Here is a 14,353-nt window from a genome sequence, read left to right on the forward strand (position 1 = left end):
GCGGGCCCGGTCAGGCGACGGTGAGCTCGACGGTCAGGGTGGCGCCGCCGGTGGTGGTGAGGCGCAGCAGGTACGTGCCGGGCCGGCCGTCCGCGTGGACCTTCGGGAGCGTGAGCATGCCGTTCGCGTCGGTCGTGAGGCCCTGGAGGGTGCGGACCGCGTTCCCTTGCTCGTCCTTGAAGAAGGGCCCCTGGTCGTTGACGGTCGCGTCGTCCGCCGCCTTGATCATCGTGGCGGTCAGAGCGACCCCGGAGGCGGCAGCACCCTTGTACGTCGCCTTCACCTGGACCTGGTTCGCGAACTCCGACTCGGGCCCGGCCGTCAGCTCCTTGTCGTCCGCCCTGACCAGTGCGTCGGCCTGGCGGGCGGTCACGGTCGCGGCGTAGTCGACGGGGGCGACCGTCCGGCCGGCCACGGTGGCCCGGACCGTGAACCCGCCTGCCCGGTCCCCCGCCTGGAGCGCGGGCGCGGTGGCGGTGCCGTCGGCGCCGGTGAGGACGGTGACGGTGGTGGCGCCGTCCGGGAAGCGGGAGTCGGTGTCGCCGGTGATCGCGAACCGTACACCGACCCGGGCCACCGGCTCGCCGCCCGCGTTCAGCGCCGTGACGGCGGGACGCTCCGCGAACCGGGTGCCGGCCGTCGCGGTCAGCGGCCCGGTACCGGCGTCCTTGAGGCGGGTGACGGTCGCGGAAGGCGAGGGGGCGGGCGTGGGGGGCTGGGGCGACGGCGGGGTCGGCTTGGCCGGAGGGGTCGTCACCGGCGGGGCCGGGGTCGGCGGCTTCGTCGTCGGCGGCTTCGGGGTCGGAGTGGGGGTGGGCATCGGCGGCTTCGGGGCCGGCGTGGTCGGGGCCGGCGTGGTGCCGCCGGAGCCCGGCGAGGCGGGCGGCTTGGGCGCGGTGGGCTTGGGCGCGGCCGGCGGGGCCGGGGTGGGCTTCGGGGCCGGGGTGTGCGTCGGGTCCGTGCCGACGACGCTGCGGTCGACCGGAAGGACACCCGCGCCGTCCGGCACCTGGTGGCTGTTGTTCTTGTAGTACTCGAACCAGGACAGCACCGTGCGCAGGTACTCCGTCGAGCGGTTGTAGCTGAGGATCGCCTTGTCCAGGTCGGCCTTGACCGCGAGGTCGCGGTTGTTCGCGCACAGGTACATGCCCGCCGCCCGGGCGGCGTCGTAGATGTTGTTCGGGTCCTTGCGGCCGTCGCCGCTGGCGTCCTGCCCCCACGTCGCCCAGGTGGACGGGATGAACTGCATCGGGCCGACCGCGCGGTCGTGCGTCGTGTCACCGTCGTAGGCGCCGTTGTCGGTGTCGGTGATGTTGGCGAAACCGACACCGTTGAGGACGGGACCGAGGATCGGCGACAAGGTGGTGCCGGCGGCGTCGACACGGCCGCCGCGCGCCTGTCCGGACTCGACCTTGCCGATGCCGGCGAGGAGCTGCCAGGGCAGGTTGCACCCCGGATCGTTGGTCTTCAGGTGCTGCTCGGCCTGCTTGTAGGCGGCGAGTACGGTCGCGGGGATACCCGCCTCCGCGGGACCCGTGACGACGGGCGGCTGGGGGGAACCGCCGGGCGGCGCCGGGGTGTTGAGGGGCGGCAGGTCGGTGTAGTACGGGGAGTTTCCGGTCGCCGAGCCGTCGGGCGAGGGCGGTGTCACGTCCGACATCGGCTGGTCGGCTCCGTCCGCGGCGGCGGGCGTGACGCCGGGCGCCTGCGAGGCGGACAGCGCCGCCACCGCCACCGCGGCCACCGCTGTGCTGGTGGCTCCCTTGCGCAGCCGACGGCCGATACGCCCTGCCATACGTCTGGTCCCTCCCCGTTGGCGGCCCTTCGCGCTCCCCAGCGCGGTGACTCAGGCGACCCTACGTCAACTCGACGCCCCTGCACACCGTCACCTGACCGGTTTTCACGTATTCGTCACCTCTAAGTCGTCCGGGATCCGGTCCGGGAACGTCGCGCATACTGGGCGCCATTGATCGGCGGTACGCGCTACGGGGGCACGACAGTCATGCCATTCACGCTCAGCCATGCCGCGGCGGTCCTGCCCGGGATACGGAGGACCGGCACCGCGCGGGGGCCTTTTGTCGCGTCGGCACTTGTCATGGGGACGTTCTCACCCGATATGACGTACTTCGCGGACACCGTGGTCCCGGGCGCGATGCTCTTCGGCGACGTGACGCACAGTCTGCCGGGGATCCTGACCGTCGACGTCCTGATCGCCGGGGCACTGGTCGCGTTGTGGCTGATGGTGCGTGAGCCCCTGCTGGCGCTGGTGCCGGCGCGGTGGCAGGGGCGGGTGCACACGCTGGTACGGGGAGAGGCCTGGCAGGGGCGCCACCCGGTGGGACTGGCGGCCCGGTTCTACGCCTCGGCCGTCCTCGGGGCGGCGACGCACGTCGGATGGGACCTGTTCACCCACCCGGGCCGGTGGGGCACGGAGGTGTTTCCGGCACTCGGGGCGGTGGTGGCCGGGTTCCCTCTGTACCTCTACGCGCAGTACGGCGGCTCCGCCGTCGCGCTGGTGGTGCTGGTGTGGTTCGTGGGCAGCGCGCTGCGGCGGGTTCCGTCGCAGGCCCCGGTGCGGCCTGCGACGGCGGTGCCGGTGCTGGACCGGCGGGGGCGGTGGGCGGCGGTGGGCCTGCTCGGGGCGTGCGTGGCGGCGGGGATCGTCCACCGGTGCGTGCGGTGGTACGCGTACTGGGGGCGGATCGACACGCCGCTGGACATCATCCCGACCGCGTGCTTCGGAGCGGGGGCGGGGCTGGCGGCGGGTCTCCTGCTGTACGGCGCGGGCATGCGGCTGCGGGCGGCGCGGTAAGGAGCCGTCGCGCGGCCGGCGCCTCCGCATCCGGGGCCGGGGGCACCGGCCGGCGGACCGGCTCCGGCCTGCACGCCGCCCCCGGTCCGGGGGCGGCGTGCCCGGGGCGGCGGGCTCCGGGACGGCGGGTGGTCGCGTCAGTGAGCGGCGGAGTCCCAGTCCGGGCCCACGCCCACCGAGACGTCCAGCGGGGCGCGCAGTTCGACCGCGGTGGACATCTCGTGACGGACGAGCTCCTCGACGCGCTCACGCTCCCCCGGGGCGACCTCCAGCACGATTTCGTCGTGGACCTGGAGCAGGATCCGGGTGTTCAGGCCCGCCTCCCGCAACGCCCGGTCGACGTTGAGCATGGCGACCTTCACGATGTCGGCGGCGGTGCCCTGGATCGGAGCGTTCAGCGCCATCCGCTCGGCCGACTCACGGCGCTGGCGGTTGTCGCTGTTCAGGTCCGGCAGGTACCGGCGGCGACCGAGCATCGTCTCCGTGTACCCGGTGGCGCGCGCTTCGTCGACGACTCGGCGCAGGTAGTCGCGCACCCCGCCGAACCGCTCGAAGTAGGTGTCCATCAGGACGCGCGCCTCGCCCGCCTCGATGTTCAGCTGCTGGGAGAGACCGAAGGCGGACAGGCCGTACGCCAGGCCGTACGACATGGCCTTGATCTTGCGGCGCATCTCGGCGTCGACGGCGGACCGCTCCACCGAGAACACCTGGGAGGCGACGGTGGTGTGCAGGTCCTCGCCGGAGGTGAACGCCTCGATCAGGCCCTCGTCCTCGGACAGGTGCGCCATCACCCGCAGTTCGATCTGGCTGTAGTCGGCCGTCATCAACGACTCGAAGCCCTCGCCCACGACGAAGCCGTGCCGGATCGCCCGGCCCTCGTCGGTACGGACCGGGACGTTCTGGAGGTTGGGATCCGTCGAGGACAGGCGGCCGGTCGCCGCCACCGTCTGGCTGAACGTGGTGTGGATACGGCCGTCCGCCGCGATCGTCTTGATGAGGCCCTCGACCGTGGAGCGCAGGCGCGCCTGCTCGCGGTGGCGCAGCATGATCACCGGCAGTTCGTGCTCGGTCTGCGCCGCCAGCCACGCCAGAGCGTCGGCGTCCGTGGTGTAACCGGTCTTCGTCTTCTTCGTCTTCGGCAGGTTCAGCTCGCCGAAGAGGACCTCCTGGAGCTGCTTGGGCGAGCCGAGGTTGAACTCGTGCCCGACGGAGGCGTGCGCCTCCTTCACCGCCTGCTGCACCGCTCCCGCGAACTGCTGCTCCATCGCCTCCAGATGGGCGCGGTCGGCGGAGATGCCGTGCCGCTCCAATCGGGCGAGCAGCAGGGACGTGGGCAGTTCCACCCCGTGGAGCAGCTGGGCGGCGCCGACCTCGTCCAGCTTCTCGCCGAACGCCTCGCCCAGGTCGAGGACCGCGCGGGCCTGTGCCATCAGGGCGTCGGCCTCGGCCTGCTCGTCGGTGCCGAAGGCGAGCTGCCCGTCGGCCGCGGCGGGGGCCAGCTCGCGGTGCAGGTACTCGACGGACAGGGCGTCCAGCGCGAAGGACCGGCGACCGGGCTTGACCAGGTAGGCGGCGAGGGCGGTGTCCATGGTGATGCCCTCGATGTGCCAGCCGTGCTCGGGGAAGACCCGCAGCGCCTCCTTGGCGCTGTGCATGACCTTCGGTCGGCCGGGGTCGGCGAGCCAGCCGGCGAAGGCCTTCTCGTCCGCCTCGTCCAGCTGGGTGGTGTCGAACCAGGCCGCCTTGCCGTCGGCGGCCGCGAGCGCGACCTCGCTGACATTGCCCACACCCAGGGCCCAGGTGGCGACGGTGGCGACGCCGAGGGGCTGCCGGCCGTGCTCCTCCAGCCAGGACGCCACTTCCCCGGCGCCCAGCACCGAGCCGTCCAGCTCGACGCCGGCGGCGGGGGCAGGGGCTTCTTCCTCCTCGGCGCCCGGGTCGACCGCGAGGAGACGGTCCCGCAGGCTGGGGTTGCGGATCTCCAGGATCTCCAGGAACCCCTTCAGCGCCGTCCTGTCGTAGGGCCTGCGCTCCAGGTCCGCGACGGCCTTGGGCAGCTCGACGTCACGGACCAGCTCCGTGAGGTGACGGTTGAGCTTGACCGACTCCAGGTGGTCGCGCAGCGCCTGCCCTACCTTGCCCTTGACCTCGTCCGCCCGCTCGACCAGCTCCGCGAACGAGCCGAACTGGTTGATCCACTTCGTGGCGGTCTTCTCACCGACGCCGGGGATGCCCGGCAGGTTGTCGGACGGGTCGCCGCGCAGGGCGGCGAAGTCCGGGTACTGCGCGGGGGTCAGCCCGTACTTCTCCTGGACCTTCTCCGGGGTGAAGCGGGTCAGCTCCGAGACGCCCTTGGTGGGGTACAGCACGGTGATGTGGTCGGAGACCAGCTGGAAGGAGTCACGGTCGCCGGTGACGATCAGCACCTCGAAGCCCGCCGCCTCGGCCTGGGTGGCCAGGGTGGCGATCACGTCGTCGGCCTCGAAGCCCTCGACCGCGAACCGGTCCGCGTTCATGGTGTCGAGCAGCTCGCCGATCAGCTCCACCTGCCCCTTGAACTCGTCGGGGGTCTTGGAGCGGTTGGCCTTGTACTCGGGGAAGTCCGCCGAGCGCCAGGTCTTGCGGGACACGTCGAACGCCACCGCGAAGTGCGTGGGCGCCTCGTCGCGCAGCGTGTTCGCCAGCATCGACGCGAAGCCGTAGATGGCGTTGGTCGTCTGGCCGCTCGCGGTGGTGAAGTTCTCCGCGGGCAGCGCGAAGAACGCCCGGTACGCCAGGGAGTGCCCGTCCATGAGGAGCAGGCGCGGACGGTTGTCGTCGGTCTTCTTCGATGCTGTCTCTACCACGGGGACGATCCTGCCACGGCCCACTGACAATCCCGACCGAGCGAGCCTTGAGTCCGCCGCTGTCGGTGCCGCGTGACAGGATCGGAGACGTACATCGAGGACGTCCGACGGACACGACCGCTCAAGGGGGAGCGCGATGGCCAGCAAGCCGCCCGCAGGTGACCCGGTCCAGGACGCGCCGCGGGTCGCGCCGCCGCAGCACGCCGCCGCGGGCCTCCCGGCGATCGGGCACACGCTCAGGATGTCGCAAGCGCAGATGGGCGTGCGCCGCACCGCGCGCACACTCCTCAAGGTCAACCAGAAGGACGGCTTCGACTGTCCCGGCTGCGCCTGGCCGGAGGGCGACAAGCGGCACGTCGCCGAGTTCTGCGAGAACGGGGCGAAGGCCGTCGCCGAGGAGGCGACACTGCGCCGGGTCACACCGGACTTCTTCGCCGCCCACCCGATCGCGGACCTCACCACCCGCAGCGGGTACTGGCTGGGCCAGCAGGGCCGCATCACCCAGCCCGTGTACGCCGCCGAAGGCGCCGACCGGTACGAGCCGGTGAGCTGGGAGCGCGCCTTCTCGATCATCGCGGAGGAGCTCACGGCGCTCGGCTCCCCCGACGAGGCCGTCTTCTACACCTCCGGCCGCACCAGCAACGAGGCCGCTTTCCTGCTCCAGCTCTTCGCCCGCGAGTTCGGCACCAACAACCTGCCGGACTGCTCCAACATGTGCCACGAGTCGTCCGGCTCGGCGCTCACGGAGACGATCGGCATCGGCAAGGGCAGCGTCTCGCTGGAGGACCTGCACCAGGCCGACCTGATCATCGTGGCCGGGCAGAACCCGGGCACGAACCACCCCCGGATGCTCTCCGCCCTGGAGAAGGCCAAGGCCTCCGGAGCGAGGATCATCTCGGTGAACCCGCTGCCCGAGGCCGGGCTGGAGCGGTTCAAGAACCCGCAGACCCCGCAGGGCATGATCAGGGGCGCCGCCCTCACCGACCTGTTCCTCCAGATCCGCATCGGGGGCGACCAGGCCCTGTTCCGGCTGCTCAACAAGCTGATCCTGGAAACCGACGGCGCGGTCGACCGGCGTTTCGTGGAGGAGCACACCCACGGATTCGAGGCGTTCGCCGCCACCGCCGAGGCCGCCGACTGGGACGAGACCCTCGCCGCCACCGGCCTGGAGCGCGGCGACATCGAGCGCGCACTGCGCATGGTGCTCGCCTCGCAGCGCACCATCGTCTGCTGGGCCATGGGCCTCACCCAGCACAAGCACTCCGTGGCCACCATCCGCGAGGTGGTCAACTTCCTCCTGCTGCGGGGCAACATCGGCCGCCCCGGCGCCGGCGTCTGCCCGGTGCGCGGCCACTCCAACGTGCAGGGTGACCGCACCATGGGGATCTTCGAGCGCCCCTCGGCCGGCTTCCTGGACGCGCTCGACAGGGAATTCGGGATCACCTCCCCCCGTCACCACGGCTTCGACGTCGTACGCGCCATCCAGGCACTGCGCGACGGCAGGGCCAAGGTCTTCTTCGCCATGGGCGGCAACTTCGTCGGTGCGACTCCCGACACCGAGGTCACCGAGGCCGCCATGCGGCGCGCCCGGCTCACCGTGCACGTGTCGACGAAGCTCAACCGCTCCCACGCGGTCACCGGCAGGCGCGCCTTGATCCTGCCCACGCTGGGCCGCACCGACAAGGACGTACAGAAGAGCGGCAAGCAGTTCGTGACCGTCGAGGATTCGATGGGCCTGGTCCACGCCTCGCGCGGGAACCTGCCGCCGGCAAGCCCCCACCTGCTGTCCGAGCCGGCGATCGTGGCGCGCATGGCGCGGGCGGTCCTCGGCGCGGCGTCGGCCACCCCATGGGAGCGTTTCGAGGAGGACTACGCCACGATCCGCGACCGCATCGCGCGCGTGGTGCCCGGCTTCGAGGACTTCAACGCCAAGCTGGCGGCGAGCCCCGGCGGCTTCGCCCTGCCGCACGGCCCGCGCGACGAACGCCGCTTCCCGACGAAGACCGGCAGGGCGAACTTCACGGCCGCGCCCGTGGAGTACCCCGAGGTCCCCGAAGGCCGGCTGCTGTTGCAGACGCTGCGCTCGCACGACCAGTACAACACCACGATCTACGGGCTGGACGACCGCTACCGGGGCATCAGGGGCGGCCGCCGGGTCGTGCTGGTCCACCCGGACGACGCCCGGGAGCTGGGCCTGGCCGACGGCGCGTACACCGACCTGGTCAGCGAGTGGACGGACGGCACCGAGCGGCGCGCGGCCGGTTTCCGCGTCGTCCATTACCCGACCGCGCGCGGCTGCGCGGCCGCGTACTACCCGGAGACCAACGTCCTGGTGCCCCTGGACTCGACCGCCGACGTCAGCAACACCCCCGCCAGCAAGTCGGTCATCGTGCGTCTGGAACAATCGCCCCCCGCCTGAGCGTTCGCTTAGGCGGGGGCGGCAGTGCAGGGACATGACCGTACGACGATCGGAGCCGGACCCATGGGCGAGCAGACACAGGTGAAGTTCCCGCAGGAGATCATCGACGAGTACGCCTCGCTCGGTGTGGACCTGCCCGCCCTCTTCTCCGCCGGGCACCTCGGCAACCGCATGGGCGTCCAGATCGTCGAGGCGTCCGCCGAGCGGGTCGTCGGCACCATGCCGGTCGAGGGCAACACCCAGCCGTACGGACTGCTGCACGGCGGGGCCTCCGCCGTCCTGGCCGAGACGCTCGGCTCGGTCGGCTCCATGCTCCACGGCGGCAGCTCCAAGATCGCCGTGGGCGTCGACCTGAACTGCACGCACCACCGCGGTGTCCGCAGCGGACTGGTGACCGGTGTGGCCACCCCGGTCCACCGCGGGCGCTCCACCGCGACGTACGAGATCGTCATCACCGACGAGCAGGACAAGCGGGTCTGCACGGCCCGCCTCACCTGCCTGCTGCGCGACGCCTCCCCCAAGGACGCGGACACCGTCCCCGGGACGCCGGCCCCGGGTACCACGCGCTGACCGTCCGAGCCGTCAAGGGCCGACCGGCAGCACGACGCCCCGGCCGGCCCGCCGCCCGCCGCCCCGGCGCCCCTCGACCCCGCCGCACCCCCGGCCGGGCACCACTCCGGGCGCCCCCCCCGGGGCGTCCACCCCTTGGACACGTCACCGGCGCCACCGCGATGAGGCGCCCGCCCCCGCCCGCCCCTCGTGAGCAGCGCGCCGCCCCCTGGGGAAGCCCCGCAGACCGCCGGCGCTCCTTACTTCGCGGCACCTCGGCCCACCCTCCGCGCCTCCACCTCGCCGGGCCCCCGCGACGCCGCCACAGAGGTCGCGGCCCCGGCCCGCAGCGGCGTCCCCAGGCACGCGAGACCCCCGTCCGCTCACGGCCACGCCCCTCCACCGCTGTCGCCGTCCGTCGCTGTCCGTCGCCGCCCGCCCGTCCACCCGCCGGTGGGACCCGCCCGCACGCGACAGGAACGGCCTGGCCGCCTCCCCGGGATCCGCGCCACGGGAGCGTCACCGGCGCCCGCCCGAGCGGCAGCGGCAACGCCACCGGAAGTGGAGCGGCGACGGCGCCCGAGGCCGAGCCGACGACTCCCTATGAGGCATGGACAATCCGGTTGATCGCGGCATAGCCCCACCCACGGAGGGCGGCGGACCCGACGAGGCCGCCCGATGCGCCCACATGCTCCACGATCCGCACACCAGTCACACCAGTCCGCCCCAACCTCCCCCCGCTCACGCACAGTTGATGTCCTCCGCCACTGGCCGGGGCCCCGGGCACGCCGTAACGTCTGCCGTATGAGGCTCGGCGTTCCGCACCGCGGACGACGGCGCACACTGCCGCTCACCCTGCTCGTCTCCGTCACCCTGCTCGCCGGATGCAGTCCCCGGCCGCCCAGCGACGGCGACCCCAAGTCGCCCTCGCCGCACCCCACTTCACCTATCGAACTCTGCGTCTCCCTCATCGGACACTGGGCACGAGAAGAGCTGGCCGGGCGCGCCGGAGGGGACTTCATGCAGAAGGGTCTGTCCGGCGGCCAGAACGAGATCCTCACGGCGGTCGTCGCAGCGGCCCGCGACGAGCGTGAACGCTCCGGTGCGGCCGGCGCCGAGAGGGTGGTCACGGCGGAGACGAACCGGCGGTGCGCCGAGCGCCACGGGAGCGGCGGACCCACCGGCCACCCCTGGCAATGACCCTGACGCCCAACGGCCGACCGTCACTCTGCGTGATAAACATGGCGAGCGGACGATCATGCCCGCAGGAGGGCTCGGGGCGCCGCGAGGGACCCTCGGCCACCCCTCCCGGAGCACCGGCACCGGAGCCGGCCGTAAGCACCAAGATCACCCCAAGCCCCTTAGCGGAACTGGGCGTTCTCGGCATGTGAGAGGAACGCCGGATCGTCTCCGAAGGGTGTAAGCGCCACGCATCAAAACGTTTGGCCACGGCATAACAAGAGAGTCACATCCTGCCGATGGCGCTCCCCGAGCCGCCCCGCCTGCGCTTAGAGTCACGGCCAGTCACCGCGCCGCCGGGCGCGTCAACTGCACGGCTGTACCACTCCATGTACGGCCCGGCGCTCGACACGGCTCCTCGACCCGAGGAGACCGCGCCAGGGAAAGGACCCCTTCGTGCGACAGCGTTCGTTGCTCATACTCACCGCAGTGCTCACGACCGGAGCACTGTCGCTCACCGCCTGCGGCTCGCGCGACGACAAGGGTGGGGACGCCGCCGCAGGTGGCGGCACCACCGTGGTCATCGGTGTGGACGCCCCGCTGACCGGCGACCTCTCCGCCCTGGGCCTCGGCATCAAGAACTCGGTCGACCTCGCGGCCAAGCAGGCCAACGAGAAGAAGTACGTCGACGGCGTCACCTTCAAGATCGAGGCGCTCGACGACCAGGCACAGCCCTCCTCGGGCCAGCAGAACGCCACGAAGCTCGTCGCCAACAAGAACGTCCTCGGCGTGGTCGGCCCGCTGAACTCCTCCGTGGCCGAGTCCATGCAGAAGGTGTTCGACGACGCCAAGCTCGTCCAGGTCTCCCCCGCCAACACCAACCCGGCCCTGACCCAGGGACAGGACTGGAACGACGGCACCAAGAAGCGGCCGTACGCCTCGTACTTCCGCACCTCGACCACGGACGCCATCCAGGGCCCCTTCGCCGCGCAGTACCTCTTCAACGACGCCAAGAAGAAGAAGGTCTTCGTCGTCGACGACAAGAAGACCTACGGCGCCGGACTCGCCGCCACCTTCAAGGCCGAGTTCGTCAAGCTGGGCGGCAAGGTCGCCGGCGAGGACCACGTCAACCCGGACACCAAGGACTTCTCGGCGGTCGTCACCAAGATCAAGAACTCGGGCGCGGACGTCGTCTACTACGGTGGCGAGTACCCCGCCGCCGGCCCGCTGAGCAAGCAGATCAAGGCCTCCGGCGCCAAGATCCCGCTCATCGGCGGCGACGGCATCTACAGCGCCGAGTTCATCAAGCTCTCCGGCAAGGAGGGCGTGGGCGACCTCGCCACCTCCGTGGGCGCCCCGGTCGAGACCCTTCCCTCGGCCAAGGAGTTCGTCGAGAACTACGAGAAGGCCAAGTACAAGGAGGCCTTCGAGGCCTACGGCGGCTACTCCTACGACTCCGCCTGGTCGATCATCGAGGCCGTCAAGAAGGTCGTCGACGACAACGGCGGCAAGCTGCCCTCCGACGCCCGCACCAAGGTCCTCGACGCCATGAAGGGCGTCTCCTTCGACGGTGTCACCGGCAAGGTCTCCTTCGACGAGTTCGGCGACGCGACGAACAAGCAGCTCACCGTGTACCGCTACGAGGGCAACGCCTGGAAGCCCGTGAAGTCCGGCACCTACACCGGCTGATCAGCACTCCGCATCACATCCCTGGCCGCGCGGGACGCTGCACAAAGCGCCCCGCGCGGTGTCACATCCGGCGAAAGACTTCGGAGGACCTGCGGTGAACGAACTGCCGCAACAGCTGGTCAACGGCCTGCTACTCGGATCGATGTACGGGCTGGTCGCCATTGGCTACACGATGGTCTACGGCATCGTCCAGCTCATCAACTTCGCCCATGGCGAGATCTTCATGACCGGCGGCTTCGGCGCCCTCACGGTCTGGCTGATACTCCCCGGCGGCACGACCCTGTGGCTCGCCCTGCCACTCATGATCATCGGCGCGATCATCGTCGCCGTCACCATCGCGGTCGGAGCCGAACGATTCGCCTACCGGCCCCTGCGCGGGGGACCACGCCTGGCGCCCCTCATCACCGCCATCGGCATCTCGCTCGCACTCCAGCAGGCGGTCTGGGCCTGGTACCCGGGAGCCACCTCCTCCCTCACCTTCCCCGAGATCCCCGGCGGACCCTTCCACTTCGGCAGCGTCACCATCCAGACCGGTGACATCTTCCTCCTCACCGCCGCGCCCCTCTCCATGGCGATCCTCGGCTACTTCGTGATGAAGACCCGGACCGGACGCGGCATGCAGGCCACGGCACAGGACCCGGACACCGCCAAGCTCATGGGCATCAACACCGACCGCATCATCGTGGTCGCCTTCGCCCTCGGAGCCGCCTTCGCCGCCATCGGAGCCGTCGCGTACGGCCTCAAGTACGGCGAGGTCAACTTCCGCATGGGCTTCATCCTCGGCCTCAAGGCGTTCACCGCGGCCGTCCTCGGAGGCATCGGCAACATCTACGGCGCCATGATCGGCGGCCTCGCCCTCGGCCTCGCCGAGACCCTCGCCACCGCCTTCATCGCCGACATCCCCGGCATGCAGCAGCTCGGCGGCCAGTCCTGGGCCGACGTCTGGGCGTTCGTACTCCTCATCCTCGTGCTCCTCTTCCGGCCCCAGGGGCTTCTGGGCGAGCGCGTCGCGGACAGGGCGTGACACCACCATGACCACACAGACCACCACCGCGGACACCCCGCACACCACGACGACCGACGAGCGCACCGGCCTCATAGCCCTGCCCCCGCACATCGCGCGGGCCACCGCCACCGCGGGTGGCGCGCTCACCGTCGTCTCCGCGTTCCTGGCCTGGACCTGGACCCCCGCCTTCCCCGGGGACCTCACGTACTACGGCTACCCCGGCGGCCTCCAGTGGCTCGTCCTCATCGGCGGCGCCCTGACCGCCCTGTTCGGACTCGCCTCGTACGGCATCAAGGGCACCCGCTGGCTCGTGCCCGCCGGCGCCGACTCCGCCATCAAGCTGTCGGCCCTCGCCGCCTTCGTCACCGCCTGGTACACGGTCATCGCCATCAGCGTCCAGCTCGGCGGCGTGATCAATCTCGAACCCGGCGGCTACGTCGTGGCCCTGGCCACCCTGGCGGCGCTCATCGGCGCGCTGGCCCTCCCCTTCGAACGGCCGCAGCTGCTGCCCGCCGACCCCGAGGACGCCGGCTGGGACCAGTTCAAGCACCGCGCCGGCAACCAGTGGGCCACCACCAAGGCCGCCTTCGCCACCGGGCCGATCGCCCCGGCCCGGCGGCTGCCCGGTTACGCCGAGATCCTCATCATCACCGCCGTACTCGCCCTCGGCCTCACCGTCTTCACCTACGGCATCGGCACCGAGTACGACGAACTCTTCCTCGGCTTCCTGATGACCGCCGGCTTCGGCTTCGCGGCCCTCAACAAGGCCGGCCTGATCGCCCGCGTCTCCCTGCTCACCGCACGGCACCGCAACGTGGCCATGATCGGCGCCTTCGTCGCCGCCGCCGCCTTTCCGTTCACCCAGAGCGACGACCAGTACGCCACCATCGGCGTCAACATCCTCATCTTCGCCACCGTCGCCCTCGGTCTGAACATCGTCGTGGGCCTCGCCGGCCTCCTCGACCTCGGCTACGTCGCCTTCCTCGGCGTCGGCGCCTACGCCGCGGCCATGGTCTCCGGCTCCCCCTCCTCGCCGTACGACGTCCACCTGCCCTTCTGGGCGGCCATCCTCGTCGGCGCGGCCGTCTCCATGATCTTCGGCGTGCTCATCGGCGCACCGACGCTCCGACTGCGCGGCGACTACCTCGCCATCGTCACCCTGGGCTTCGGCGAGATCTTCCGCATCACCGTGCTGAACCTCGACGGCACCTCCGGCCCCGACGTCACCAACGGCTCCAACGGCATCTCCTCGATCCCGAACCTCAACATGTTCGGCTTCGACTTCGGCGCCGTCCACACCATCGGTGGCTTCACCATCGGCCGGTTCGCGAACTACTTCTTCCTGATGCTGCTGGTCACCCTGATCGTCGTCGTGGTGTTCCGCCGCAGCGCCGAGTCGCGCATCGGCCGCGCCTGGATCGCCATCCGTGAGGACGAGACCGCCGCGCTCGCCATGGGCATCAACGGCTTCCGCGTCAAGCTCGTCGCCTTCGCCCTGGGCGCCACCCTCGCGGGCCTCGCCGGCGCCGTCCAGGCCCACGTCACCTACACCGTCACCCCCGAGCAGTACCAGTTCGCCCACGTGGTCCCGCCCAACTCGGCCTTCCTGCTGGCCGCCGTCGTCCTCGGCGGGATGGGCACCATCAGCGGACCGCTCGTCGGCGGCGCCCTGCTCTTCCTCATCCCCAACAAGCTGCAGTTCCTCGGCGACTACCAGCTCCTCGCCTTCGGCGTCGCGCTCGTCCTGCTGATGCGCTTCCGCCCCGAGGGACTGATCCCCAACCGCCGCCGTCAGCTCGAGTTCCACGAGAACGAGGAAGCGCCCGCCACCCTCACCAAGGCAGGTGCCTGAA

General features: G+C 71.1%; 9 protein-coding genes. 7 read left to right on the plus strand and 2 right to left on the minus strand.

Annotation, left to right across the window (positions count from 1 at the left end; translation table 11 throughout):
* Positions 1-10: 10 nt before the first annotated feature.
* On the minus strand, positions 11-1,795 hold the full coding sequence (locus tag ABD347_RS24160; protein ID WP_344364924.1) for a lytic transglycosylase domain-containing protein: 1,785 nt from the start codon (positions 1,793-1,795) through the stop codon (positions 11-13).
* 207 nt (positions 1,796-2,002) lie between these two features.
* Between ABD347_RS24160 and ABD347_RS24165 the strand changes: the two genes are divergently transcribed.
* Positions 2,003-2,812: a DUF4184 family protein gene (locus tag ABD347_RS24165; RefSeq protein WP_344364926.1), complete on the plus strand. Its 810-nt coding sequence runs from the start codon at positions 2,003-2,005 to the stop codon at positions 2,810-2,812.
* Between the two features lie 137 nt (positions 2,813-2,949).
* Here ABD347_RS24165 and polA read toward each other — a convergent pair whose 3' ends face one another.
* The gene (gene polA, locus ABD347_RS24170) at positions 2,950-5,604 is read right to left on the minus strand and encodes a DNA polymerase I (RefSeq protein WP_344365036.1); all 2,655 of its coding nucleotides are present in this window, start codon (positions 5,602-5,604) and stop codon (positions 2,950-2,952) included.
* A gap of 190 nt (positions 5,605-5,794) precedes the next feature.
* Between polA and ABD347_RS24175 the strand changes: the two genes are divergently transcribed.
* The 6 genes from ABD347_RS24175 (at position 5,795) to ABD347_RS24200 (ending at position 14,352) form a co-directional block, all read left to right on the plus strand.
* Positions 5,795-8,077, plus strand: coding sequence for an FdhF/YdeP family oxidoreductase (locus ABD347_RS24175; protein ID WP_344364928.1), 2,283 nt, complete (start codon positions 5,795-5,797; stop codon positions 8,075-8,077).
* 63 nt (positions 8,078-8,140) lie between these two features.
* Complete coding sequence (locus tag ABD347_RS24180; protein WP_344364931.1) at positions 8,141-8,647, plus strand: PaaI family thioesterase; 507 nt, start codon at positions 8,141-8,143, stop codon at positions 8,645-8,647.
* 783 nt (positions 8,648-9,430) lie between these two features.
* On the plus strand, positions 9,431-9,826 hold the full coding sequence (locus tag ABD347_RS24185) for a hypothetical protein (protein WP_344364933.1): 396 nt from the start codon (positions 9,431-9,433) through the stop codon (positions 9,824-9,826).
* Between the two features lie 435 nt (positions 9,827-10,261).
* The gene (locus ABD347_RS24190; RefSeq protein WP_344364935.1) at positions 10,262-11,494 is read left to right on the plus strand and encodes a branched-chain amino acid ABC transporter substrate-binding protein; all 1,233 of its coding nucleotides are present in this window, start codon (positions 10,262-10,264) and stop codon (positions 11,492-11,494) included.
* Between the two features lie 94 nt (positions 11,495-11,588).
* Complete coding sequence (locus ABD347_RS24195; protein ID WP_344364936.1) at positions 11,589-12,518, plus strand: branched-chain amino acid ABC transporter permease; 930 nt, start codon at positions 11,589-11,591, stop codon at positions 12,516-12,518.
* A gap of 7 nt (positions 12,519-12,525) precedes the next feature.
* Positions 12,526-14,352, plus strand: a complete 1,827-nt coding sequence (locus tag ABD347_RS24200; protein ID WP_344364938.1) for a branched-chain amino acid ABC transporter permease — start codon at positions 12,526-12,528, stop codon at positions 14,350-14,352.
* Position 14,353 lies beyond the last annotated feature (1 nt).

This window comes from Streptomyces gobitricini, assembly GCF_039532985.1.
GTDB classification, from domain to species: Bacteria; Actinomycetota; Actinomycetes; order Streptomycetales; family Streptomycetaceae; genus Streptomyces; species Streptomyces gobitricini.